The 23,038-nt window shown below is 59.0% G+C and carries 18 protein-coding genes; 5 read left to right on the top strand and 13 right to left on the bottom strand.

Annotated features, from left to right (window positions below; translation table 11 throughout):
• Positions 1-28: 28 nt before the first annotated feature.
• The 6 genes from ATU_RS12245 to ATU_RS12270 form a co-directional block, all read right to left on the bottom strand.
• On the bottom strand, positions 29-1,540 hold the full coding sequence (locus ATU_RS12245; RefSeq protein WP_006312134.1) for a serine hydrolase domain-containing protein: 1,512 nt from the start codon (positions 1,538-1,540) through the stop codon (positions 29-31).
• A gap of 117 nt (positions 1,541-1,657) precedes the next feature.
• Positions 1,658-2,398, bottom strand: coding sequence for an ABC transporter ATP-binding protein (locus ATU_RS12250; RefSeq protein ID WP_006312135.1), 741 nt, complete (start codon positions 2,396-2,398; stop codon positions 1,658-1,660).
• Positions 2,395-3,225 (bottom strand): ABC transporter ATP-binding protein, encoded by an 831-nt coding sequence (locus ATU_RS12255; protein WP_006312136.1) that lies wholly within the window; start codon positions 3,223-3,225, stop codon positions 2,395-2,397. The genes ATU_RS12250 and ATU_RS12255 overlap by 4 nt, the downstream gene beginning before the upstream one ends.
• Positions 3,226-3,228: 3 nt before the next feature.
• Complete coding sequence (nikC, locus tag ATU_RS12260; RefSeq protein WP_006312137.1) at positions 3,229-4,131, bottom strand: nickel transporter permease; 903 nt, start codon at positions 4,129-4,131, stop codon at positions 3,229-3,231.
• Positions 4,128-5,141 (bottom strand): ABC transporter permease, encoded by a 1,014-nt coding sequence (locus ATU_RS12265; RefSeq protein ID WP_006312138.1) that lies wholly within the window; start codon positions 5,139-5,141, stop codon positions 4,128-4,130. The genes nikC and ATU_RS12265 overlap by 4 nt, the downstream gene beginning before the upstream one ends.
• Before the next feature lie 2 nt (positions 5,142-5,143).
• Positions 5,144-6,739 (bottom strand): ABC transporter substrate-binding protein, encoded by a 1,596-nt coding sequence (locus ATU_RS12270; RefSeq protein ID WP_006312139.1) that lies wholly within the window; start codon positions 6,737-6,739, stop codon positions 5,144-5,146.
• A gap of 236 nt (positions 6,740-6,975) precedes the next feature.
• Between ATU_RS12270 and ATU_RS12275 the strand changes: the two genes are divergently transcribed.
• The gene (locus ATU_RS12275; protein ID WP_010972373.1) at positions 6,976-8,016 is read left to right on the top strand and encodes a dipeptidase; all 1,041 of its coding nucleotides are present in this window, start codon (positions 6,976-6,978) and stop codon (positions 8,014-8,016) included.
• Between the two features lie 58 nt (positions 8,017-8,074).
• Here ATU_RS12275 and ATU_RS12280 read toward each other — a convergent pair whose 3' ends face one another.
• Positions 8,075-8,368, bottom strand: a complete 294-nt coding sequence (locus ATU_RS12280) for a hypothetical protein (protein ID WP_010972670.1) — start codon at positions 8,366-8,368, stop codon at positions 8,075-8,077.
• Between the two features lie 277 nt (positions 8,369-8,645).
• Between ATU_RS12280 and mprF the strand changes: the two genes are divergently transcribed.
• From mprF to ATU_RS12300, 4 genes are all read left to right on the top strand, one after another.
• Positions 8,646-11,246, top strand: coding sequence for a bifunctional lysylphosphatidylglycerol flippase/synthetase MprF (gene mprF, locus ATU_RS12285; protein ID WP_010972374.1), 2,601 nt, complete (start codon positions 8,646-8,648; stop codon positions 11,244-11,246).
• Entirely contained in the window at positions 11,243-12,613 is a 1,371-nt protein-coding gene (gene acvB, locus ATU_RS12290; protein WP_010972375.1) for a lysyl-phosphatidylglycerol hydrolase AcvB, read from the top strand. Before mprF ends, acvB begins: the two co-directional genes overlap by 4 nt.
• Positions 12,614-12,814: 201 nt before the next feature.
• Positions 12,815-14,143, top strand: coding sequence for a telomere resolvase TelA (telA, locus tag ATU_RS12295; protein ID WP_006312144.1), 1,329 nt, complete (start codon positions 12,815-12,817; stop codon positions 14,141-14,143).
• A 405-nt stretch (positions 14,144-14,548) separates the two neighbouring features.
• Entirely contained in the window at positions 14,549-16,873 is a 2,325-nt protein-coding gene (locus tag ATU_RS12300; protein ID WP_010972376.1) for a DUF1217 domain-containing protein, read from the top strand.
• 85 nt (positions 16,874-16,958) lie between these two features.
• Here ATU_RS12300 and ATU_RS12305 read toward each other — a convergent pair whose 3' ends face one another.
• The 6 genes from ATU_RS12305 to graA form a co-directional block, all read right to left on the bottom strand.
• Positions 16,959-18,245: an MFS transporter gene (locus ATU_RS12305; protein ID WP_006312148.1), complete on the bottom strand. Its 1,287-nt coding sequence runs from the start codon at positions 18,243-18,245 to the stop codon at positions 16,959-16,961.
• 220 nt (positions 18,246-18,465) lie between these two features.
• A complete protein-coding gene (locus ATU_RS12310) occupies positions 18,466-18,804 on the bottom strand; it encodes a YciI family protein (protein ID WP_010972378.1) in 339 nt (112 codons plus the stop codon).
• Positions 18,801-19,688, bottom strand: a complete 888-nt coding sequence (gene graB / locus ATU_RS12315) for a hydroxyquinol 1,2-dioxygenase (RefSeq protein WP_010972379.1) — start codon at positions 19,686-19,688, stop codon at positions 18,801-18,803. Before graB ends, ATU_RS12310 begins: the two co-directional genes overlap by 4 nt.
• 12 nt (positions 19,689-19,700) lie before the next feature.
• Positions 19,701-20,756, bottom strand: a complete 1,056-nt coding sequence (gene graC / locus ATU_RS12320) for a maleylacetate reductase (protein ID WP_010972380.1) — start codon at positions 20,754-20,756, stop codon at positions 19,701-19,703.
• Positions 20,757-20,759: 3 nt separating this feature from the next.
• Entirely contained in the window at positions 20,760-21,743 is a 984-nt protein-coding gene (gene tsdA / locus ATU_RS12325) for a gamma-resorcylate decarboxylase (RefSeq protein ID WP_010972381.1), read from the bottom strand.
• A gap of 46 nt (positions 21,744-21,789) precedes the next feature.
• Complete coding sequence (gene graA, locus ATU_RS12330; RefSeq protein ID WP_010972382.1) at positions 21,790-23,019, bottom strand: FADH(2)-dependent resorcinol hydroxylase oxygenase component; 1,230 nt, start codon at positions 23,017-23,019, stop codon at positions 21,790-21,792.
• Positions 23,020-23,038: the final 19 nt, after the last annotated feature.

Genomic DNA, 23,038 nt, shown 5'->3' on the forward strand with positions numbered 1-23,038 from the left:
GGATCAACCTGCTACGAATGAAACCCTTTTAAAGGCCCCTCCAATATTCGATCATCCGCGCCCGGCTGGAAACCAGCTCGATCCTGTCGTCACCCAGCCGGTTGAGGCAGACACGCTTCGTCCACGGCCCGTCAATCAGCGTGAAAAGGAAACGACCATTGCCGAGCGCTGTGAGCGGCATGCTGTTGCGCGTCGGGCCGATGCCCATCGTCAGCGAGGAACCGCTGATCGAAAATTCGGCGCCCTCATCCGAACGCCATGTTCCCGAGAGATCATCCGGCACGGCATGCTCGCCAACAGGCAGGAAGCGTCGGGCCGCATGGCCCGCCTCGCCAATGATCACTTCGCCATCGAACCTCAGCCGCATGGGCGAGGATGCCGAACGCGACGAGACCCAGCCGTCGACATCCTCGTAAAGCGTGTCGTCACCATCGATGAAAGTGGATGTGCTGCCCTTGATCTCCAGCCACCAAGGACCGCTTTTGGTGACGTAAAGACCGTCTGGCAGACTGGCGGCGGGTTTCGGCAGAGGCAGGCCGGTCAGGGTCGCCATGCTTTCCAGCGCGATCTTGAAACCGTTGGTATCCTCGCGGTTGGAAACCACCACGAAACCCGTACCGTTTTCAGGGTCGAGGAGGAAATAGGTCTTGTAGCCCGGATGCGAACCGCCATGGCCAACGAAACGCCGCTCGCCGAGATGCGACCAGCGAAGGCCAAGCCCATATTCGCTCATCCGCCCATCGGCAAGTGGCCGCTCAGCGGAGAGCCTGTCCAGAACACCGGCAAAGCTGCCCTCGCCCTGCATCAGGCCCTGCAGCCAGCGGGTCAGCGCCTCGGCACTGCCGGCAAGGCTGCCGGATGCGGAAATATGCAGGCCGGCGGCGGAAAGCTGCCAGCTCTCTTCGGACTTCCAGTAACCCGGCACGAGACCATCGACAGGATCGTTCCAAACGTCAGGCGCCTTCAGGAAAACCCCAAACGGACCGGCAATCTGTGCCTGCACAAAATCATCAAAACGGAACCCATGGCGCTCCAACGCCGCTTCCACCAGACGATAGCCTGTATTGGAATAGGAAACCTCGCTGCCGGCTGCGAAATTCAGCCGGGTCAAGCGCATGAGATAATCGAGAAGCGGGCCGGCCTTCGTTTCGGTGTAGACGGAAAGACCAAGCAACGACAGGCATTCGCGCGTATCCGGCAACCCGCCGCTCATATCCAGCGCCTGCCCGACGGTGACATCGCGAAGCGGCGCTTGCAGCTCCGGCAGATGTGTGCCGAGCGGATCATCAAGCCCGATCAGATCGGAATGGGCCAGCACCATGGCGCAGAAGGCGTGTTTGGTGACGGATGCATAACGCACGACGCTTTGCGGCGTGAAGGGTGCGAAGGTCGCGAGGCTTTCCACGCCACCCGCATGGGCAAAACGGATGCCATCGAGATCGAAACCAATCACCGCTCCGCCCGGCTCATTGCCCGCCCATTGCGAGACGAAGTCCTGTGAAAGCGTTGAAGCGGCGTTCCAGTCGAATTGCTGTGGCATTGCTCGGTCTCGCGTCTTTGTGGTCTTTGCAGAAAGCCTCGACATCGCGGCTCGCTTCTTCCCTCCGGCGGGGAGAAGAAGCGAGCGGCACCCGCCCGATTTATTTGCGACGTAGGCTCAGGCCGGCTCTTCCAGCCGGATGCTCAAGCTGCGCAGCTCTTCCGTATGCGGATGTTTGGTGCGGCCCTCACGCAGATCACCCGCGCTCAGTTGCTCCACCATTTCCCCATTCAGCATCACACCCACCTGCGGGCAGAGATGCGCGATAACAGCCAGATTGTGGCTCACAAGGATATAGGTGAGATTACGCGCCGCGCGAAGATCCTGCAAAAGGTTCAGGATTTCCGCCTGCACCGAAACATCGAGCGCCGACGTCGGCTCATCGAGCAGCAGCACCTCAGGGTCGGCAATCAGCGCACGCGCAATGGCCACGCGCTGGCGCTGGCCGCCGGAAAGCTGGTGCGGAAAGCGGAAACGCACCGCCTGCGGCAGGGCCACATCCGACAAGGCCTGCTGGATGCGTTTTTCGATATTGTCCATGCCGTGCACCAGCGGCAATTCGCTGAGAATACGGTCGATGGTCTGGCGCGGATGCAGCGACCCATAGGGGTCCTGAAACACCATCTGCACCTGCCGAAAGAAGTCCGGCGTGCGCTTCAGCGGCGCATCCTTGCCGGCAAAGGCGATGCGGCCTTCCCAGCTCTCATTGAGGCCGGCCATGGCGCGCAGGATAGTGGATTTGCCCGAGCCGCTTTCACCGACGATGCCGAAGCTACCGCCCTTTTCGACCGAAAAGGACACGCCTTTCACGACTTCGCGGTCGCCGAACTTGATACGGAGATTATCGACGTCGATCATTGGCTGGACCACGCTGCATCACGGTTGAGAACGGGAAGACGCTCGCGCGGATGCGTCAGCGAGGGAATGCAGTTCAGAAGTCCCTTTGTATAGGGATGTTCGGCTTTCAGGAGTTCGGAAGCCTTCAGCTCCTCCATCACCCGGCCAGAATACATCACGGCGACGCGGTCGCAGAAATGCGAAACGAGCGGCAGATCATGGCTGATGAGAATGAGGCCCATGCCGCGTTCCGACACCAGTTCCTCGATCAACCGCAGGATTTCCGCCTGCACTGTGGCGTCAAGCGCGCTGGTCGGTTCGTCGGCGATCAGAAGCTCGGGATCGGGCGCCAGCATCATGGCGATCATCACGCGCTGGCCCATGCCGCCGGAAACTTCATGGGCATAGGACGAGGCAACCTGACGCGGATTGCGGATCTTCACCTGATCGAGCAGGGCGATGGCCGCTTCCATGGCCGCACGCTTGCTGCCGCCCTTGTGGGCACGCCAGGCTTCAGCGATCTGTGCGCCCATGGTCTTGACCGGATTCAGCGAATATTTCGGATCCTGAAGGATGAAACCTGCCCGTTTTCCCCGGATCTGGCGCATCTGCTTTTCACTGGCGGAAAGCACGTCGATACCGTCGAAAGCGAGCTTATCGGCCCTGATATCGGCATTGGAGGGCAAAAGCTTCATCAGCGCGCGCGCCGTGAGGCTCTTGCCCGAACCGGATTCACCGACGATGCCGAGCTTTTCGGTGCCGAGCTTCATGGACACACCGCGCACCGCCTCGAAGCGGCTGGTGCGGGTCTGGAAAGCGATCTTCAGATTTTCGATTTCGACCAGCATGGCTCAATGTCCCTTCGGGTCGAGAACGTCACGCAGGCCATCGCCGAGGAAGTTGAAGGCGAGCGAGACGAGGAAGATGGCGATGCCGGGAATGGTGGCGACCCACCATTGTTCGAAGATGAAGCGCTTGGCGGTGGCAATCATCGCACCCCATTCCGGCGACGGCGGCTGCGCGCCCATGCCAAGGAAGCCGAGACTGGCGGCGGTGATGATGATCGAGCTCATGTCGAGCGTGATGCGCACGATAAGGCTCGGCACGCAGAGCGGCGCGATGTGACGGGCGATGATGCGCCAGGCGGAGGCGCCGGTCAGCCGGTAGGCCGCCACGAAGTCGCTGCCGCGAACCGTCATGGTTTCGGCGCGGGCAAGACGCGCATAGGGCGGCCATGCCGTAAGCGCGATGGCGAGAATGGCGCTTTCGACGCCGGGCTTCAGCGCCGCAACGAAGGCCAGCGCCAGAATGAGGCGCGGAAAAGCCAGAAACACATCCGTCACCCGCATCAGCACGGTATCGACGATGCCGCCGAAATAACCGGCGATGCAGCCGATGGCGAGGCCGATGGGTGCGACGAGAACGACGACGGCGATGACCATGCCGAGCGTGACGCGGCCGCCATAGAGGATGCGCGAGAGAATATCGCGACCCAGCTCATCCGTGCCGAACCAGTGTTCTGCATTTGGAAATGCTAAGCGATTGCCGAGATTCTGCGTTGCCGGATCATAAGGCGCGATGGCGGGCGCCAGTAGCGACAACGCGATGAAGAGGACGATGATCGTCAGACCGATCACTGCCAGCGGATTGGACTTGAGGTTGAGCCAGATGCGATACCGGTTTCCCCACGCAGCCTGTGTGCGGGAATGCGGCGTCTCGTCCAGCGCCCAGTTTCTGAAATTAGCTAACATCATCGAACGCGGGGATCCATTACTCGGTAAAGCACGTCTGCAAGCAGGTTGAGGCCGACATAGATAATGCCGATCAACAGGGTTGCTCCGACGACGGGGTTCATGTCCGCGTTCATCAGCGAGACGGTGAGGTATTGGCCGAGGCCCGGCCAGCTGAAGACGGTTTCCGTTACCACGGCACCTTCGAGAAGGCCGGCATAGGTGAGCGCCAGAACCGTGACGAGCTGCACGGCGACCGTGGGGAAAGCATGGCCCCAGATCACGGTCATGGCCGAAAGCCCCTTGGCACGGGCGGTGATGACATATTCGCCCTTCAGCGCATCGATCATGAAGGCGCGCGTCATGCGGGTAATATAGGCCATGCTGAAATAGGCAAGAATGCAGACCGGCTGCACCATATGGGCAACCGCATCGTAAAAGGCACCCCAGTCGCCAGCAAGCAGCGTATCGACCGTCATCAGGCCGGTGACCTGCGTGATCATGCCGTCATAGATGATGTCCTGCCGGCCCGGTCCCGGCGCGACGCCAAGCGTGGCGTAAAACACCAGCAGCGAAATCAGCGCCAGCATGAAGACGGGCACGGAGTGACCGGCAAGGCAGACGACGCGGATCACCTGGTCGGTCAGCTTGCCCTGCTTCACGGCAGCCCAGACACCCAGCGGAATGCCGATCAACGCCGCCAGAATGAGGGCTGCGGTGGCAAGTTCGAAAGTGGCCGGGAAAACACGCTTGATATCGATCCAGACCGGATTGCGGGTCAGGATCGAATTGCCGAAGTCACCATGCAGAACCTGCGTGACATAATGGAAGAACTGCACGACCAGCGGCTGGTCGAGACCCATTTCCGCCCGAACCCGCACGATGACGTCTTCAGGCGCGTTGTCGCCGACCGCCGCGATGACGGGATCGACAGGCATGACGCGCCCGATCATGAAGGTGATGATCATCAAACCGAACAGCGTCAGGATGACGCTGCCCAGTATCGACGATATGCTTTTGACGCGCTTGTTCAATGTCACGCTTTCTTCGCATCGTGGTAGGAATTGCCCTCGGAGAGAACGCCGAGTTCAAAGCCGGAGACGCCCTTGCGGAAGGCAGCCGTCTTCGTGGTCTGGAACATGAAGACGAACGGGCTGTTTTCCATGTGCTCGCGCTGCAGGGCTTCATAAAGCTCGATGCGCTTTGCCGGATCACGCTCATCGCGGGCGGCTTCCGCCTTGGCGGCGAAATCGTCGTTCTTGAAACGTGAACGCCACAGGAAGGGCTTCGACTTCACGTCGTCGCCATTGTCCTTGTTGATGTTGAAGACATCGGCATTGGAATGCGGATCGAAGTAATCCGTGCCCCATGCGGAAAGCGCCATCTGGTGCTCGCGGGCACGCATCTTGGTCAGAACCTGACGGTTTTCAGCCGATTGCAGACGCACCTTGATGCCGATATCGGCAAGGTTCGCCTGGATGGCCTGCGCCAGATCAGGATAGGGCTGGGCCGAATAGTGATCCATGCTGATTTCGAAACCATCGGCTAGACCGGCTTCGGCCATCAGCGCTTTGGCCTTCTCGACATCGCGCTGGTACGGGATATCGTTGACGGCGCCCGGGAAGCCCTTCGGCTCGAAGCTCTGGTGGATTTCGTGCGTCAGCGGCACGATGTTTTCCTGCATGCCCTTGTAGTCCAGCGCCCACTTGATCGCCTGCCAGACCTGCGGCTTGGCAAGGTTCTCGTTGCCCTGATTGAGCGAGATCAGAACCAGCGAGGCGATGGACTTGCGCTCCAACTCGATGTTGGCGTCATCCTTGACGGTGCGCAGCTGCTCGGAAGTCAGGTCGCGGGCAATGTCGATATCGCCCTTCTGCAGCATCAAAAGCTGGGAAGACGGATCGGTAACGTGGCGCAGCACGATGCGCTTGATATTGCCCTTGTAGGGACCGTTCGGATTGACTATCAGCGCGACGCTTTCGCTCGGCTTCCAGGCCTGCAGCATGAAATCGCCGGAACCGGCGCTGTTCTTCTGCAGCCAGCCATTGCCGAGGTCTTCACCGGCAGCATTGGCGAGAACCGCCTTCTTTTCAACGATGGCGCCGATATTGGCGGAAAGGCAATAAAGCAGGAAGGAGATGGCGGTCGGCTTTGCCGTCGTCAGCTTCACCGTCTTGTCGTCGGCGGCAACGATGGTCGTTTCGGCATTGTCAGGCGTGAAGCCGAACTGGCTGATGATGAAGGCCGGGCTCTTGTTCATCTTGATGGCGCGCTGCAGCGAGAAGGCGACGTCTTCCGCCGTGACCTTGGCGCCGCTCGCGAAGGTCGCTTCGTCCCCGATCACGAAGGTGAACACCTTGCTGTCCGCATCGGCTTCCCAGGACTTGGCGATGACCGGATCAACCTTGGTGGAATCCTCGCGGTTGGCACGCACCAGCTTCTGATACATGTTGGAGATGATTTCACCGCCCACGGCCTCGAAACCTTCATGCGGGTCAAGGCTCGTCATATTGTCCAGCTGCTGGGCAACGACCAGAATATCCTTGGGCGTCGCGGCAAAGGCCGGAATGCGCGCATAGGACAGGAACGGAACGGCAGCGCCGGCAATCAGCAGGTTGCGTCTTGAAATCATCGAAAATCCCCTTTCGGACCTTATTTTTCGGAAACGGTGTGGGTTTGCCCCAATCCAGTCATTTTTTTTATGTTTTCCCGCGATTAACACGAGCAAACGAGGCCCGACCAATTCCAAATTTGGCAGAGCCTATGCATGGATTGCATTTGCTCCCGCCTTGACCTTTCCTCTACCAATTCCCAAAAGTCTGAATAGACGCGCGTCCGCGCCCTCCCCCTATCCGAAGGTGAATGACCATGACCGATCAAAAACCCGTACCCGTCTTCGACGGCCACAACGACGTGCTTCTGCGGTTATGGCGTTCCGGCAATACCTCCCCTGAAACGCTTCTGATCGAGGGTGACACGGTTGGCCACATCGACCTGCCGCGTGCCAGAAAGGGCGGCCTCGCCGGCGGCCTCTGCGCCATCTACGTGCCCTCGCCCAGCATGGAAAAGGACGCAAACGGTGATTTCTCGACACCGACCGAAGCCGACGCTCTGAAGGCGACGCTTGGCATGGCGGCCCTGCTGTTCCGCGCCGAAAAGCAATCCGCAGGCGCACTCAAGGTCTGCCGCACCGCCGCCGATATCCGCAGTGCCATGGCAGAGGGCGCCTTCGCCTCGGTTTTCCATATCGAGGGCGCGGAAGCGATCGGCGACGATCTGGATGCGCTGCACGTTCTGCACGAGGCGGGTCTGCGCACGCTCGGACCGGTCTGGAGCCGCCCGAACATCTTCGCTTACGGCGTTCCCTTCCGTTTCCCCTCCACGCCGGATATCGGCCCGGGTCTGACCGATACCGGCAAGCGGCTGGTAAAAACCTGCAATGAGCTGAAGATCATGGTCGATCTCTCGCACATGAACGAACAGGGTTTTTGGGATATCGCCAAGATCTCAGACGCGCCGCTGGTGGCGTCGCATTCCAACGCCTACGCGCTGTGCAATCACAGTCGTAACCTCACGGACCGCCAGCTGGACGCCATCCGCGATACGGGCGGCCTTGCCGGCATCAATTTCGGCGTGCTGTTCCTGCGTCAGGACGGCGTGAAGAACCCGAATACCGACCTCAACGAACTTGTCCGCCATGTGGATTATATCGTCAACCGCATCGGTATCGACCACGTCGCGCTCGGTTCGGATTTCGACGGCACCACCATTCCCGCCGCCATGAAGGATGCGGGCGACCTGCAATTGCTGGTCGAAGCCCTGCGCAAGGGCGGTTATGACAACGAGGCGCTCGCCAGGATCTGCCACGGCAATTGGGTCCGCGTTCTGGAAAAGACCTGGGGCGCATAAAGACACTTCGGTTCTGCACTCCGGCGCCAAAGCGCCGGAGACAGGAAGCGGCGGGGCCTCAGGCCTTGGCCGCTTTTTTCTTGCCCGTGGCGCGAAAAGCGAAAAGCCCGGCAACAAGGCCGATCAGCGCCCATTTCATCGGCAATACATCCGCCGTCTCGCTGCGGATCGGCCGCACCGTCACGGTGCCCGGACGGGATTCATAACCCGCCTGACCTTTGCCCTGCGCCTCGGCGATCTGTTGCGGCGAAACCACCCATTCGGCCCCGCGCATCTTATCGACCGTCATGTAACCGCCGCCAGCCACAAGGGCGACAACGAGCGAAATAATTATTCTCGTCGGCATATTCATCTCTATCTCCTACCATCGAAAGGAGCGTGTAGTTGCATTAAACGCGATGACCAAGCAACCACCGCGTTTAATTTATTCGCATTTTTACCAATGGCACGTATCACACATTTTCAGGTTGCATTCGGGCGGTTAAATTTGGCAAAATCTCCCGACAATCCGCACAAACTTCACATCGACACGTCATGCATTTCTGCTAAGCAAATTTCCTCAACCGAAACGAATTAGCGACACAATCCTGTGGTTCGCCAACCAACGGTACTGGCGCTGGAAAAAGTAAATGGCAGACAAGAGCGAAGTTACAGAGACGGATATTATCGAATCCCCGGTTGAAAGCTTTTTTGCCAGAAACCGGCCCTATCTGACGGCCATTGCCATCACGCTCATCTTCGTGATGATGACGTTTGCAATTTACCGTCTCACCTCGGAAGTACGATATGACGATGTGATCGCCGCTCTTCTTGGTACGTCCTTTTCCGCTGTACTGCTCGCCATCGTCTTTACGGCGCTGAGCTTTCTGGCGCTGATCTTTTACGATGCGAATGCCATCGAATATGTCGGCAAGAAAGTCCGGTTTCCCTCAATGGCGGCCACCGCCTTCGCGGCCTATGCCATCGGCAATACGGCCGGCTTCGGTCCGCTGAGCGGCGGCGCCATCCGCTTCCGCGCCTATTCCCGGCTCGGCCTCTCGCCGGGAGACATCGCCCGCGTCATCGCCTTCGTCACTCTGTCGTTCGGCCTCGGGCTTCTTTCCGTCAGCGCGCTTTCAACCTTCATCGTCGCGCCGCGCATCGCCGCGATCATCGGTTTTGACCCGCTTGTCCTGAGGGGCGGCGCACTCGCCGTCATCGCCATTCTCGTGATCACCGCTTATGTCGGCCGTAACGGCAAGGCGATCCGGCTCGGCAAATGGCGGCTGCGCCTTCCCGACAGCCGCACATCGTCGCGTCAGTTTCTGGTGTCGGCCTTCGATATCGCCGCATCGGCCTCCGTTCTCTATGTGTTATTGCCGGAAACCCATCTCGGCTGGCCGACCTTCTTCGCGATCTATGCCACGGCCGTCGGCCTCGGTGTGCTCAGCCATGTCCCCGCAGGCCTCGGCGTCTTCGAAACCGTCATGGTCGCGGGTCTCGGCAACGCCATCAGCGTCGATCAGCTGCTTGGCAGCCTCGTTCTTTATCGCGTCATCTACCACGTCCTGCCGCTGGTGGTCGCCATTCTGGTCATGATCGTTTCCGAAACGAAGCAGTTCGCGGCCAAGCCGGTGGTGTCGGATATCAGCCAGCTTGCCGTCAGGCTCGCCCCACCGCTGCTCTCCACCTTCGCCATCATTCTCGGCACCATGCTGATTTTTTCGAGCGTGACGCCGACGCCTGATAGCAACCTCGATTTCCTCTCGAATTTTGTGCCGTTACCGATTATCGAAGCGGCACACTTTCTGACCAGCATTCTCGGCCTCGGCCTCGTTGTCGCTTCCCGCGGCCTCGGGCAGAGGCTGGACGGCGCCTGGTGGATCGCCCTCATTGCGGCTTCCCTCGCCCTTATCCTTTCCATCCTCAAGGCCATCGCGGTCTTCGAGGCGGTGTTCCTCGGCATCTTTATCGCGGCACTCGCCCTGAATATGCGCAGCTTCAACCGGCACGCCTCCCTGGTCAAACAGGCGCTGGGTCCAAGCTGGCTCGCGGCAATGGCCGTCATCATTGCCGGCGCGGCAACGATCCTCCTGTTCGTCTATCGTGATACCGATTACAGCCACGCATTGTGGTGGGAATTCGAGTTCTCCGAAGAAGCCCCCCGCGGGCTGCGCGCCCTGCTCGGTCTGGTGCTTGCTTCCTCGACCATCGCAATTTTCAGCCTGATGCGGCCGGTTACCTTCAAGCCCGACTCCATTCAGCCTGAGGACGTAGAACGGGCCACCGACATCGTCATGCGACAGGATTCGGCCGACGCCAATCTGGTGCGCATGGGCGACAAGCATGTGATGTTCTCCGAAAGCGGCAATGCCTTCATCATGTACGGTATCCAGGGCCGCTCGTGGATCGCCTTTGCCGACCCCGTCGGCGACGAAGAGGATTTTCCCGACCTCGTCTGGCAATTCGTGGAAGCCGCCCGTGGAGCCGGCGCCCGCGCCGCTTTCTACCAGATTTCGCCCTTCCTTCTCTCCCATTGTGCCGATGCGGGCCTGCGCGCCTTCAAGCTCGGCGAACTGGCGTTGGTTGATCTCACCGCATTCGAACTGAAGGGCGGCAAGCTTGCGACCCTTCGCCAGTCGCTGAGCCGCGGCGCGCGCGACGGCCTCACCTTCGAGGTTGTCGAGCAATCGCAGGTGCCCGATATCATGGATGAGTTGCAGCAGGTCTCCGATGGCTGGCTTGCGCACCACAATACGCGGGAAAAGCGCTTCTCGCTTGGCGCTTTCGAACCGGACTATATTCTGTCGCAACCCGTCGCCGTGCTGCGCAAGGATGGAAAAATCACCGCCTTCGCCAATCTGATGGTGACGGAGACGAAAAAGGAAGCCACCATCGACCTCATGCGCTTTTCGGCGGATGCGCCGCGCGGCTCGATGGATTTCCTCTTCGTCAGCATCATGCAGCATCTGCGCGAGGCGGGATATGAAAGCTTCAATCTCGGCATGGCGCCCATGTCCGGCATGTCGAAGCGCGATGCCGCGCCGGTCTGGGACCGTATCGGCAGCACGCTGTTCGAGCACGGCGAACGTTTCTACAACTTCAAGGGACTTCGCGCCTTCAAGGCAAAGTTCCACCCGAAATGGGAACCCCGTTACCTTGCTGTGCAGAACGGCGCTGACGCCGCTCTGGCACTGATGGATGCGACGGTTCTGATCAGCGGCGGTGTCAGAGGAGTGATCGGAAAATGATGAAACGCAATCTGATAGGGGCATTCATTGCCGCTTCGACGCTACTCTCCTCGTCTGTCGCCTTTTCCCAGGATAAGCCGGCCTATGAAACCGGTATGATCCCGGCCGACCACATCATGGTGCCCGATGGCGATATCCAGGCCAGCATCTTCCTGATTTCCGACGCCAATGGCTGGACGGAGGCCGACGAGACCCGCGCCAAGGCGCTTGTCGAAAAAGGCGCCGCCGTCGTCGGCATCGACTTCAAGGAATATCTGAAGGCACTCGAAGCCGATGACGACGAGTGCATCTACATGATCTCGGACATCGAGTCGCTGTCGCAGCAGATCCAGCGCACCGCCGGCACCGGCAGCTACCGCCTGCCGATCGTGACCGGCATCGGCAAGGGCGGCACGCTTGCCCTCGCCATGATCGCACAAAGCCCCGTTTCCACCGTCCGCGAGGCGGTGGCGGTGGATCCGAAGGCGGGGCTGCCCCTGGAAAAGATTCTCTGCACTCCGGCAACCAAGGACAAGGTGGACGGTGAAACCGTCTATGGCCTGACAGACGGTGCTCTGCCGGCACCGGTCAGCGTCATCTTTACCCCCGACGCCGACCAGAAGGGCCGCGATCACGTCAACGCCCTGGTAAAACTGCATTCCGACATCGAGGTGACCGACGTTACCGACAAGGCGGACGAGGTGCTGACCCAGACCCTTTCCGACAAGGTCGACGCGGCTGGAGACAGCGGCAACCCGCTCGGGCTTCCGATCACGGTTCTGGAGGCAAAACCTGTGATGGACACCATGGCGGTGATCTATTCCGGCGATGGCGGCTGGCGCGACCTGGACGAGGAAGTCGGCAGCGCCCTTCAGAAGCAGGGTGTGCCGGTCATTGGCGTCGATGCCCTGCGGTATTTCTGGAAGGAAAAGGATCCGAAAGAGGTGGCGGGCGATCTCGCCCGCATCATCGACACCTATCGCAAGGAATGGAAGGTCAAGAATGTCGTTCTGATCGGTTATTCCTTCGGTGCCGATATCATTCCCGCCACCTACAATCTCCTGCCCGACCGGGTGAAATCCTCCGTTGCGCAGCTTTCGCTGCTCGGCCTTTCCAATGAAGTGGATTTTGAAATCTCAGTTCAGGGATGGCTTGGCGTGGCTGGTGAAGGCAAGGGCGGCAAGACCGTCGATGACATCGCCAAGATCGACCCCAAGCTGGTGCAATGCGTTTATGGCACCGAGGAGGAAGATGAAGATCCCTGCCCCGGCCTCAAGGCAAAGGGTGTCGAAACCATCGGCATCGAAGGCGGGCACCATTTCGACGAGGATTACGAAGCGCTTGCCAAACGCATCGTCACCTCGCTGAAAACCAGGCTGGCGAAATAAACCGCCACAACCGGCGCCGCGGGCAGCATATTACTGCCTGTACCTGTAGTTCCCGCTGGCAGTGAAGCTTGCGGAATCGATCAAACTATTATTCAAAAGAAACCGGCTTGCGGCGAATGTTCATCACATTCCCGCAACCGTTCTGTCGTTGATCGCCAACCATGGATTTTATATTTCCGGACCGGTTCAGGGAGCCGCCGCATGCTCGCCGCAAAACGAAAAACAAAAACACCGGTCCTCGTGGAACGCATCGATCAATTCGTCGGCCAGATCAAAGAGGCGATGAAAAGCGACGACGCTTCGCGAAACAGGAAAATCCGCGATCTGTGGGATGCCGAGGTCCGCTATCATTTCGATAATGGCCGCACGGAAAAGACGCTCGAACTTTACATCATGAAATATCGCAATGCGCTGAAGGCCGAATTCGGCCCGAAGAGCACCCCGCTAGCCATCTGCAACATGAAGAAGCTGCGCGAGCGCCTGAACACCTATATTGCCCGGGGCGATTATCCCAAGACAGGCGTGGCGACGTCGATTGTCGAAAAAATCGAGCGGGCGGAGTTCAACACCGCCGGCCGCAAACCCACGGTTCTCCTTCGCATAGCCGATTTCATTGCCGCGATGAACGGCATGGACGCGAAGCAGGACATGCAGGCTCTGTGGGACGCAGAAATCGCCATCATGAACGGCCGCGCCCAGACGACGATCATTTCCTACATCACCAAATATCGCAACGCCATCCGGGAAGCCTTCGGTGACGACCATCCGATGCTGAAGATCGCCACCGGCGATGCCGCGATGTATGACGAGGCCCGCCGGGTGAAGATGGAGAAGATCGCCAACAAGCATGGCGCGCTCATCACATTCGAGAACTACCGGCAGGTTCTGAAAATCTGCGAGGATTGTCTCAAGTCCAGCGATCCCCTGATGATCGGCATCGGCCTCATCGGCATGACGGGACGCCGACCCTATGAAGTCTTCACCCAGGCGGAATTTTCACCTGCACCCTATGGCAAGGGAGTTTCCAAATGGAGCATCCTGTTCAACGGTCAGGCCAAGACGAAACAGGGCGAGGGCACGAAATTCGGGATTACCTATGAAATTCCTGTCCTGACGCGCTCCGAAACCGTGCTGGCTGCCTATAAGCGCCTGCGCGAAAGCGGACAGGGAAAATTATGGCATGGCATGTCGATCGACGATTTTTCCTCGGAAACCCGCCTGCTGCTGCGCGACACGGTTTTTAACCTGTTCGAGGATGTCTGGCCAAAGGAAGAGCTTCCCAAGCCCTATGGCCTCAGACACCTCTATGCCGAAGTGGCCTATCACAATTTCGCGCCACCCCATGTCACCAAGAACAGCTATTTCGCCGCCATTCTTGGCCACAACAATAACGACCTCGAAACGTCGCTGTCCTATATGACCTATACGCTGCCGGAAGACCGCGACAATGCGCTGGCGCGCCTGAAGCGGACCAATGAGCGGACATTGCAGCAAATGGCGACGATCGCGCCCGTGTCCCGCAAGGGATGATGCGCTAGAGCATTTCCAGCAAAAATGTGCTCGGTCTCGCATCCGGAAATGCGCAAAAACAAAGTTATGGCAATGGAAGAACCGGTGTTTACCGGAATTGCTCTACAGCCCGTCCGGTTTAGACGGAAATGCTTTCGCCGCGACCCTTGCGAAGACAATGGCCATCAAACCTGCCCGGTGAGGCTTGGGTTGGGGATTAGCCATGCCCGCCTCCCACCCGGCTCCACATCTCGCACAACCTGTCAAAAGGACCATGCTGGAAAATATACTAAAATATAAATCTATAATTTATTAATATAAAAATTATTATAAAAGTAATAATTCGAGAAATTCAGCCACGCACAAGTTAAATTGAGGACAGTCTAGATATTTATATATACAGCATGAATTCTATCGGAGGCGCATGTGCTGCCGGCCTATACGACTTACGCCCTTTACAATCGCAATATGGAATCGTCGCTGAAACGCGTCGCGAATGATCCGATCATATCGCGCGACGCCAAATATTACGCCGACAATATCGGCAAGGTAAAAAGCCTTGACGCGTTTCTGAAAGACTACAAGCTCTATTCTTACGCCATGAAAGCCCATGGCCTGGAAGAGATGACCTATGCAACCGCCTTCATGAAGAAGGTGCTGGAAAGCAATCTCAAGGATCCGAACAGTTTCGTTAACAAGCTGAAAGACACCCGCTACCGCGACTTCGCGGCAGCGTTTGATTTCGGTACGATCAAGACTGAAAAAACGGTTCAGACCAAGTCTCAACAGGACCGGCTGGTTACCGCCTATCATGACACAGACAAGCAACGGAACGAAGAACAGAAGGAAGAAACGCGTTATTACAACATTGTCATCGATAAGGTTGGCCAGGTGGATGACATTTTCAAAAATACGCGACTGCGGAATTATGTTTTCAAATCCTTCGGCATCGATCCCCAAACTTTCGACTACCAACATCTGAAAGGTGTTCTAACCAGCGATATCAGTAAGGCCGACAGCTACGTCAACAGCACCTATAAACCGCTGCTCGAAGAGTGGCAGGCCAAAATTGCCGATCTGCGCGACCAGCGTACAAAAATCCCTTCGACCGACAAAACGTCTCTCGAAAAAAACGATTATCTGATCAACCAGTATAACAAGCGTATCAATGGGGCCGCCAAGTTGTTCGAGCTGGCGGCAACGTTTAATTTCCGCGCCGACGGCCTTGTGAATGACGGCACGAAAGCGCAGACGGCTGTTCAGAAGCGGCTGACCAATGAAAACTATGTTCTGGCAAATCCCCGCGTCACGCAGACCGGCGCGATTCTAAACCGCGATTTTTTCGTGCAGGCGATGAAAGACGTAACGGATGCCGGACAGCTGACCGCCAATTCACGTCTGCGAACAATGTTGATCGTCGCCTTCAATCTTGAGGACAACAGCGGTACCGATCAGAAAATCCAGTGGGCTCTTCGGGAAAACCCCGCAGACCCACAGAGCGGACTTTATAGGGAAAAGGACAAAGGCTTCATCGATCTGGCGAAGGCCTTTAATTTTGGCACGGATGGCAAGGTCGCGGCCGGAAAAGCGGTCCAGAGCGATGGTCAGCTCAGCACGATAATGAACCTCTACTTCAGCCGATACGACGACAAGCAGGAGGCAGCGGATGAAAAGACAATCAAGGATTACAGGCGCTACATCGGCCTCACTAAAAACCTTGATGACTTTCTGTCGGCGGCACCGGCAGCGGTTGCCATTCGCAACTTCGCGCTGAAGGCGTTCAACATCGGCACTGAGGAAAGCTCCACGTTCAAGTTGAAAAAGGTCTTCACCAGCGACCTGTCGAACCCCAAAAGCTATGTGTACACCCTGAAGGACGATCGCTTTCTGCGGCTTGCCAAGGCTTTCAATTTTGATGCACAGGGCAAGATCGGCTCGCCGCGTTTCGCACAGGCAGAGAACGAAATAGCCCGTATCTCGCGAAATTATCTGAAAGAAGTCACCCGGTGGGACAAGGATAAAAAGATCAGGGAGAAGGGAGAGAAGGAAGTCGGTTATTATCGCGAGAAAATGGGGACTTTGGAGACAGCCGATCAATTGCTCGCTGACCGGCGCCTGCTGGACTTCATGCTGGTTGCCGAGCGTATCGATCCGAAATCCATCACGACCGACTACCTGAAGAAGATTTTCAAATCCGACCTCAAGGACCCCAAAAGCTTCGCCAATACGGAAAAAGACCCTCGTTTTCGCGCTCTTGCCGGCTCCTTCAACTTCGATGCCAAGGGAAATATCAGCGCAACAACCCGTCAGCCCATCCAGAACAATCGTAGCCTCATGGAAACGCGGGACAAGTATGTTCGACAGAAACTGGAGGAGCGGGCCGGAGAAGAAAATTCCGGTGTTCGGCTCGCGCTTTATTTCAAGCGGATGGCCGGCGGCATTTCCAGCGCTTATGACATATTGGCAGACAAGGCGCTGTCCGAAGTGACCCGCACAGCTCTTGGAATTCCCGCAGAAACGGCAAATGCCAAGGTTGATGCGCAGGCGAAGATGATCGAGAAAAGGCTGAAGATAAAGGATCTGCAGGATCCGAAAAAAGTCGAGAAACTGGTCAATCGTTTTCTCATGACATTCGAAGCGAATAATTCCGGTTCCGACCCGCGCATCGCTCTGTTCCGGCAGGGAAGCGCATCCATCAGTGGCAACACACTGGCCACTCTGGCGCAACTGCGCAGCGGACGCAGGGGCTGACGGATTGTTTTTCTGAGACCGCATGTCCTGCCGCATTAGGTTTGCGATGGCCGCAGGTTCACGATCCTGCGGCCATAGCCTGTTATCAAACCCGTGCGTCGCCCGATGTGCGGTAAAGCAGGGTCAACACTGTGAGCATCAGCCCAACGACCGCGACCGAGCCAAAAATGTAGAAATTCCACTCCGGCGCCAGACCCCTTTGCAGCACCAGGCCGCCGATCATCGGCCCAGCAATGCCGCCAAGCCGCCCGACCGCCAGCGAAAAGCCGAGACCAGTGCCTCGAATATGGACGGGATAAAGCCGTCCTACCAGGACATTGGCGAGAATCTGCGTTCCGATGGTTCCGGCACCCGCAAGCGCCACGAAAACATAAAGAAGCGGTCCCTTGTTGGCAGTCAGGGCGAAGATCGATGCGGCGCCGACGGCAAACAGGATCGCCACCACCACCTTGACGTTGCCCTTATCCGCAAAGCGTCCACCGATAAGGATGCCGATGGCGGCGCCGACATTGAGCATGACGGAAAAGCTGAGCGCCGAACTGATGTCATAACCCATCTTGTTCATGATGGTGGGCAACCAGTTGACCATGCCGAAGGTGAGCAGCAGCGAGCAGAAGTGAATGCCCCAGGCATTCAGCGTCGAAGCCAGCCGGCCTTCGGAAAACAACGCGCCGACGCCACCCTTCTGCATTTTTGCATGGGGTACGATGCGTTGCAGACCATAACTGTCGCAAATGCCGTCGGCCTCCGCCTGCCGGCCTTTGCTCGCCAGCCACTCCGGCGATTCCGGCAGGAAGCGCATGAAGATCGGCAGCAGGATGAGCGGCAGGCCGCCGATCAGCATCAATGGCCGCCAGCCATAACTCTCCAGAAGTAGCATGCCCAGGATGCCGGAAATGATGCCGCCGATGAGATAACCGAGGAAGGACAGGGAATTGGCCTGCGCCCTGCGTTGCGGCGGCGAAAACTCCAGCACCAGCGCAGTAACCGTCGGCAACAGCGCGCCAAGTCCGAGGCCGGCAAAAAAGCGGGTGATTTCGAAGGCGAGAAAGTTCGGCGTCATGGCCGAGGCGATCATCATCGCCGAAAATCCGGCGAGGCTTAAGAGAACCACCTTCCGGCGGCCGATACGGTCGGCCATGGTGCCGGCAAACAGTGCGCCGAGCAGCATGCCCACCAGCGTCAAGGCGGCGGCGCGCCCGACCATGGCCGGGTTAAGCGCCCAGGTGCTTTCTTTCAGCAGCGCCGGGGCGACCGCGCCATAAACGACCAGGTCGTACCCGTCGAACATGATCATCAGGCCGCATGTCGCGATGACGCCAGCCGGGTTCTTCGTCCGCACTGAAGCGGCGCTCAGATAATTCGTGGACATATTCCTCCCTTTCACGCACGAACGCGCCATCCGGTATGGATCAGCGTCTCCCCGTCCCTGCATTATCCTCCGTGAGTGTCCGGCGGGCTCCACCCTGATATGTGCCTTGCTCCTGTCAAGCCACACGTCGCCGATATCACTCGCCATAAATTAAATGTTGCATTTGCAAAAATTGCAAATGAAATATTGATAGAAGCCAATCGCCCTGCGATGGCTGAAATCAGCGGGATTCCAGCCCGGAAATCATCGATAACGTCGGCGTCCAGTTCAAAATACGAATGCGATTATAGACCCCGTGAACAACGAAGGGATCGGCGTCGCTGAAGGCGATGACATCCTCAAGAGAATGCGCCTCGGCGATGATGAGCGCCGCGGGCGGACCACCGTCACCAGCGCTCATCGGACCGGACACCAGGATACGAAACCCCTCGGGCTTCGCTTCGCCATTGCGCAAATGGGCCTTGTGCGCCTCCAACTGCGCCACCCGCTGCTCCGTCGCATTGGGATCGCTTTCGGCAAACCGCACGTAAAGCCGGGATTGATCGCTGCCGCCGTTCATCGGGCAAGCACGAAATCGTGGTTCACGGACCAGAACCAGTCGCCGGCAAAACCAAGCTCCTGCGCCTTCTCTCGATCCTCCACCCGGTCAAAATTCGCCAGCAGGCTTTCCTTCACGCCGAACACCGCGTCAGACCGGATATAGGGATCGTCGGGATCAAAAATATGGGTAACGAGCGTGGTGAAGCTCTCGGCCGAAACGATGTAGTGCAGATGCGCCGGGCGGTATGGATGCCGCCCCATCGCCCGCAACAGCCGCCCCACTGGGCCGTCATCCGGTATCGGGTAATATTTGGGTTTCGCAGCCCGGAACCAGTATCGCCCATCCTCGCCGGTAACAAAAACGCCGCGCAGGTTGAAATCGGGCTGGATGCCCTTCTGCTGCACGTCATAAAAGCCTTCGTCATTGGCCTGCCAGACATCAATCCGTGCGCCGGCGACCGGCGCGCCTTCGGTATCGAGAATGCGGCCGGTGACGACCATGTCCTCACCCTTGCCATCGAGACAGATGTTCGCGCCCATCGGCATTTCCGGCGCATCGGCGACATGGAAGGGGCCAAGCACGGTGGATTCCGACGCGCCGCTCGGTTTGCGGTGATTGATGGCATCGACCAGCATGGAGACACCGAGAATATCGGAAAACAGGATCCATTCCTGCCGCCACTCGTTGCAGATCTGGCCGACCTCGGTGAGGAAATGAATGGCCTTCATCCACTCCTCCTCGGTCGGCTCGATTTCTTTCACCGCCTCATGCAGCTTGCGGGTCACGACCGCCATGATCTCCTTCAGACGCGGATCGTCACAATCGCGCATGCGGGCAATCACGGTTTCGGCCGAGCGTTCCTCGACGAAATAGCCGTCGTCACTGGTCATCTTAATATCCATAGTCTCCTCCCATCACGCTGGCCGCGCGCCCTCGAAGGCGCGCTGCAGCAGGTCGCGGATCGCGGTTTTTTCAATCGGCCGCGGGCACCAGTAAGGATTGGCCGTCGCAAGCTCGGCCATGGGATCGAGATCGTCAGCCCCAACGCCAAGGGCCGCCAGGCTCGAAGGTGCGCCGAGCCGCGCAGCAAAATCGAAAAGTCCCGCCCCGGCCCGGCCGCCAACCAGCGCAGCCAATGGCGCGAGCAAATTCGGCGCGGCCTCTTCCACATAAGCGATGGTGTGCGGCAGAAGCACCGCATGGGTTTCCGCATGCGGCAGATCGAGACTACCGCCCAGCGTGTGGCAAAGCTTGTGATGCAGCGACATGCCGACCGCACCCAGCACGGTGCCGCAGAGCCACGCGCCATAAAGTGCCGTTTCACGCGCGCCGATATCGTGTGGCGCCTGCCGAACGACTGGAAGCGCTTCGATCATTGCCCGCAGCCCTTCCACCGCCATCATGCTGGCGATGGGGTTGCGATCCCGCGCATAAAGCGCTTCCGCCGCATGGGCCATGGCGTTGAGCCCGCTCGTCATGCTGATGGCGACAGGCAGCCCGAGGGTCAGTTCCGCATCATAGATCACCACCTCCGGCAGGATCTCCGGCCCGCGCATGGTGGTTTTCACACCATTCTCCGTCTGGCCGAGAATGGGTGTGACTTCCGAGCCGGCATAGGTCGTGGGTATGACGATTTGCGCCGCATCGGTACGCAGCGCAATCGCCTTGCCGAGACCGGTGGTGGAACCGCCACCCAAAGAGACGACACAATCCGCACCCGCAGCGCGATAGGCCTCAACCGCCGTTTTCGTCACTTCGACCGGTGTATGCATAGCGGCTTCGGAAAAGACGCCCGCCGCGAGCCGACCAAGCCTGGACGCCAGCGCCTCGGCGTCGCCCTTTTGTTGCGGCGTGGACAGCACCAGCGCCCGCGACAGGCCTAGGCGGCGGATTTCCTCCGCCACATCAGCCGAACTGCCCGCCGAAAAGACGATGCGGGCGGGCGCAGCCATATAGACGAAAGGCTGCATGGTTCAGCGCCCGTCAAGCTTGAACAGGCGGCGCGCATTGGTGCGGCCGATCTTCACCCGGTCGGCCTCGGCAATGCTCGTCGCATGGAACCAGTCGGAGGCATGATCGATATTTTCGAAGGGCCAGTCGGTGGAGAACAGGATGCGATCCGCACCGATTTCCAGAATGGCATCGATCAACGTCTGGGTGCGGAAATTGCCCGAGGTGGTGATGTGGAAGTTTTCGTTGAAATAATCCACGAAACGGCGCTTGGCCGGATAACGCGGCGGCAGCTTCACCCAGGCATTGCGATGGTCGATACGCCACATCATGTAGGGCAGCCCCTCGCCCATATGGCCGAGAATGATGTCGAGGCGCGGATGCTCATCGAACAGGCCCGATGCCATGAGGCGCAGAGCATGGACAGCCGTTTCCTGCGCAAAGGCCCAGGTGGGGCCGAGCAGCCAGGGATGGCCGTCATAGATGCGCGAATCCTGCGGCAGCGGATTGCGCGGATGCAGGTAAAACGGCACGTCGAGCTTTTCGACCTCACCCCAGAAGGGGCGATATTGCGGCAGGTCGTAATAAAGCGGGGTCTGGCCGTCGCCCTCCTGGCTGAAACCGTTGACGAGCGCGCCGACGAAACCGAGATCGTTGACGCAGCGCCGCAATTCCTGCGTCGCCGCATCCGGGTCCTGCAAAGGCAGCGCGGCGAAGGCGAGAAACCGATCCGGCCGCTTGGCGCATTCTTCGGCCAGCGCGTCATTGGCGCGCCGCGCGATCTCGATTGCCTTGGTCTTGTCGGGAATGGCCTGCACCGCCGGGGCATTCAGCGACAGGATCATGGTCTCGATGCCATGCGCATCCATCAGCTTCAGGCGCGTATCCTGAATGTCGAGCAGGCGGTGCTGCAGTTCCGTCCAGCAATCGCCGGGCACGAAACCGGCCGAATCTTGAAGTGTTTCCGGGATTGCGAAATGCTCCTCGAGAGCGACCTTGCCTTGCATGTAGTTTCCTCCAAATTTCGCTGTTGGTTTGCCGCCTCAGTGGCGATCAGTATTGGCCCTTGGGTTCGAGGCCGAGCATGCTCTGGCCAATCATGGTGCCGACGGCATCCCAGTTCATGCTGATGTGACGGCCGACCGCATTGGCATCCCGCCAGGCGCGCTGCACGGGGTTCGCCAGATCGAGCCCGACGCCACCGGTGGAATCATTCAGCGCCTGCACGGCACGCAATGAGAGGGACACGGCAAAGGACTGGCCGCGACGGCTCAGAAGGCGATCATCCACGGTAAATTCCGCGCGGCCTTCGATCCGGGCCTGTGCCAGCGCCTGAGCGCGCGAGACGTCGCGCAGCAGGATTTCGCAGGCCGCATCGACACTTGCCGCCGCTTCCGCGACGCGCAGCTGGATGGTCGGGAATTCCGCCATGCGGTTATTGCCACCCGCCACCGCGCCGCGCGTGACCCGACCGCCGACATGATCGACATAGGCGGCAAGCGCCCCCTTGGCCGCGCCGACACCGGCCGCCGCAAGACAGGAGGGAATGCCGGTCAGAAGCGGCATGTTGAACAGGCTCTCTTCCGCATAATATCGTCCACCGGGCGTGCAGCCGCTGGTGGCGTCCGGAAAGGTCAAGACCCGGTGTTCGGGAACGAAGACGTCATCGAGAACCAGCGTCTTCGATCCCGTGCCGGCCAGCCCCACAACATGCCAGGTGTCTTCAACGACATATTGGCTGGCGGGAACGAGCAGAAAGGCGGGAACCGGCTTCCCTTCACCCTTCGGCGGCAGAATGGCGGCGCAGAGAGACCATTGTGCGTTCTCGCAGCCAGAAGCAAAGGCCCATTTGCCGCTGAGGCGATAACCGCCATCGGCAGCCTCCGCCATCTTCACCGGCGCATAGGAACCGCACAGCAGCGCATCGGGATTTTCACCCCAGACATCGGCCTGCGCCTCTTCTGGAAACATCGCCAGCAGCCATTGATGGGCAGAGAGCAGGCCGGCGACCCAGCCCGTCGACGCACAGGCCGCCGAAAGCTCGATATTGGCTTCCACCAGCTCGGCAAAATCGCCACCCTTGCCGTTGAAGGCGCGGGGCTTGACGATGTCGAAATAACCGATGCCACGCAGCGCCTCTATATGGCTGGCAGGTACGCGCCGCGCCTCCTCCGTCTGCCTGGCGCTGGAGCGGAAGAGATCGGCTATGCCGGCAACGCGGCTGGCGAGGCGGACATGCGGGTTCGTTTGCACCGGCAGCGGCGCATGGCTCATGTCGTTCATGATTGTCTCCTTGCGGGAA

This window comes from Agrobacterium fabrum str. C58 (genome assembly GCF_000092025.1).
In the GTDB taxonomy this organism is placed as follows: domain Bacteria; phylum Pseudomonadota; class Alphaproteobacteria; order Rhizobiales; family Rhizobiaceae; genus Agrobacterium; species Agrobacterium fabrum.

What these genes read in the sequence shown, in the direction of transcription:
- ATU_RS12250 (WP_006312135.1), bottom strand. Translation starts at nt 2,398, where the DNA reads ATGATCGACGTCGATAATCTCCGTATCAAGTTCGGCGACCGCGAAGTC.
- ATU_RS12280 (WP_010972670.1), bottom strand. Translation starts at nt 8,368, where the DNA reads ATGAATATGCCGACGAGAATAATTATTTCGCTCGTTGTCGCCCTTGTG.
- ATU_RS12275 (WP_010972373.1), top strand. Translation starts at nt 6,976, where the DNA reads ATGACCGATCAAAAACCCGTACCCGTCTTCGACGGCCACAACGACGTG.
- graB (WP_010972379.1), bottom strand. Translation starts at nt 19,688, where the DNA reads ATGGATATTAAGATGACCAGTGACGACGGCTATTTCGTCGAGGAACGC.
- ATU_RS12305 (WP_006312148.1), bottom strand. Translation starts at nt 18,245, where the DNA reads ATGTCCACGAATTATCTGAGCGCCGCTTCAGTGCGGACGAAGAACCCG.
- graC (WP_010972380.1), bottom strand. Translation starts at nt 20,756, where the DNA reads ATGCAGCCTTTCGTCTATATGGCTGCGCCCGCCCGCATCGTCTTTTCG.
- ATU_RS12255 (WP_006312136.1), bottom strand. Translation starts at nt 3,225, where the DNA reads ATGCTGGTCGAAATCGAAAATCTGAAGATCGCTTTCCAGACCCGCACC.
- telA (WP_006312144.1), top strand. Translation starts at nt 12,815, where the DNA reads ATGCTCGCCGCAAAACGAAAAACAAAAACACCGGTCCTCGTGGAACGC.
- mprF (WP_010972374.1), top strand. Translation starts at nt 8,646, where the DNA reads ATGGCAGACAAGAGCGAAGTTACAGAGACGGATATTATCGAATCCCCG.
- nikC (WP_006312137.1), bottom strand. Translation starts at nt 4,131, where the DNA reads ATGATGTTAGCTAATTTCAGAAACTGGGCGCTGGACGAGACGCCGCAT.
- graA (WP_010972382.1), bottom strand. Translation starts at nt 23,019, where the DNA reads ATGAACGACATGAGCCATGCGCCGCTGCCGGTGCAAACGAACCCGCAT.
- ATU_RS12245 (WP_006312134.1), bottom strand. Translation starts at nt 1,540, where the DNA reads ATGCCACAGCAATTCGACTGGAACGCCGCTTCAACGCTTTCACAGGAC.
- tsdA (WP_010972381.1), bottom strand. Translation starts at nt 21,743, where the DNA reads ATGCAAGGCAAGGTCGCTCTCGAGGAGCATTTCGCAATCCCGGAAACA.
- acvB (WP_010972375.1), top strand. Translation starts at nt 11,243, where the DNA reads ATGATGAAACGCAATCTGATAGGGGCATTCATTGCCGCTTCGACGCTA.
- ATU_RS12310 (WP_010972378.1), bottom strand. Translation starts at nt 18,804, where the DNA reads ATGAACGGCGGCAGCGATCAATCCCGGCTTTACGTGCGGTTTGCCGAA.
- ATU_RS12270 (WP_006312139.1), bottom strand. Translation starts at nt 6,739, where the DNA reads ATGATTTCAAGACGCAACCTGCTGATTGCCGGCGCTGCCGTTCCGTTC.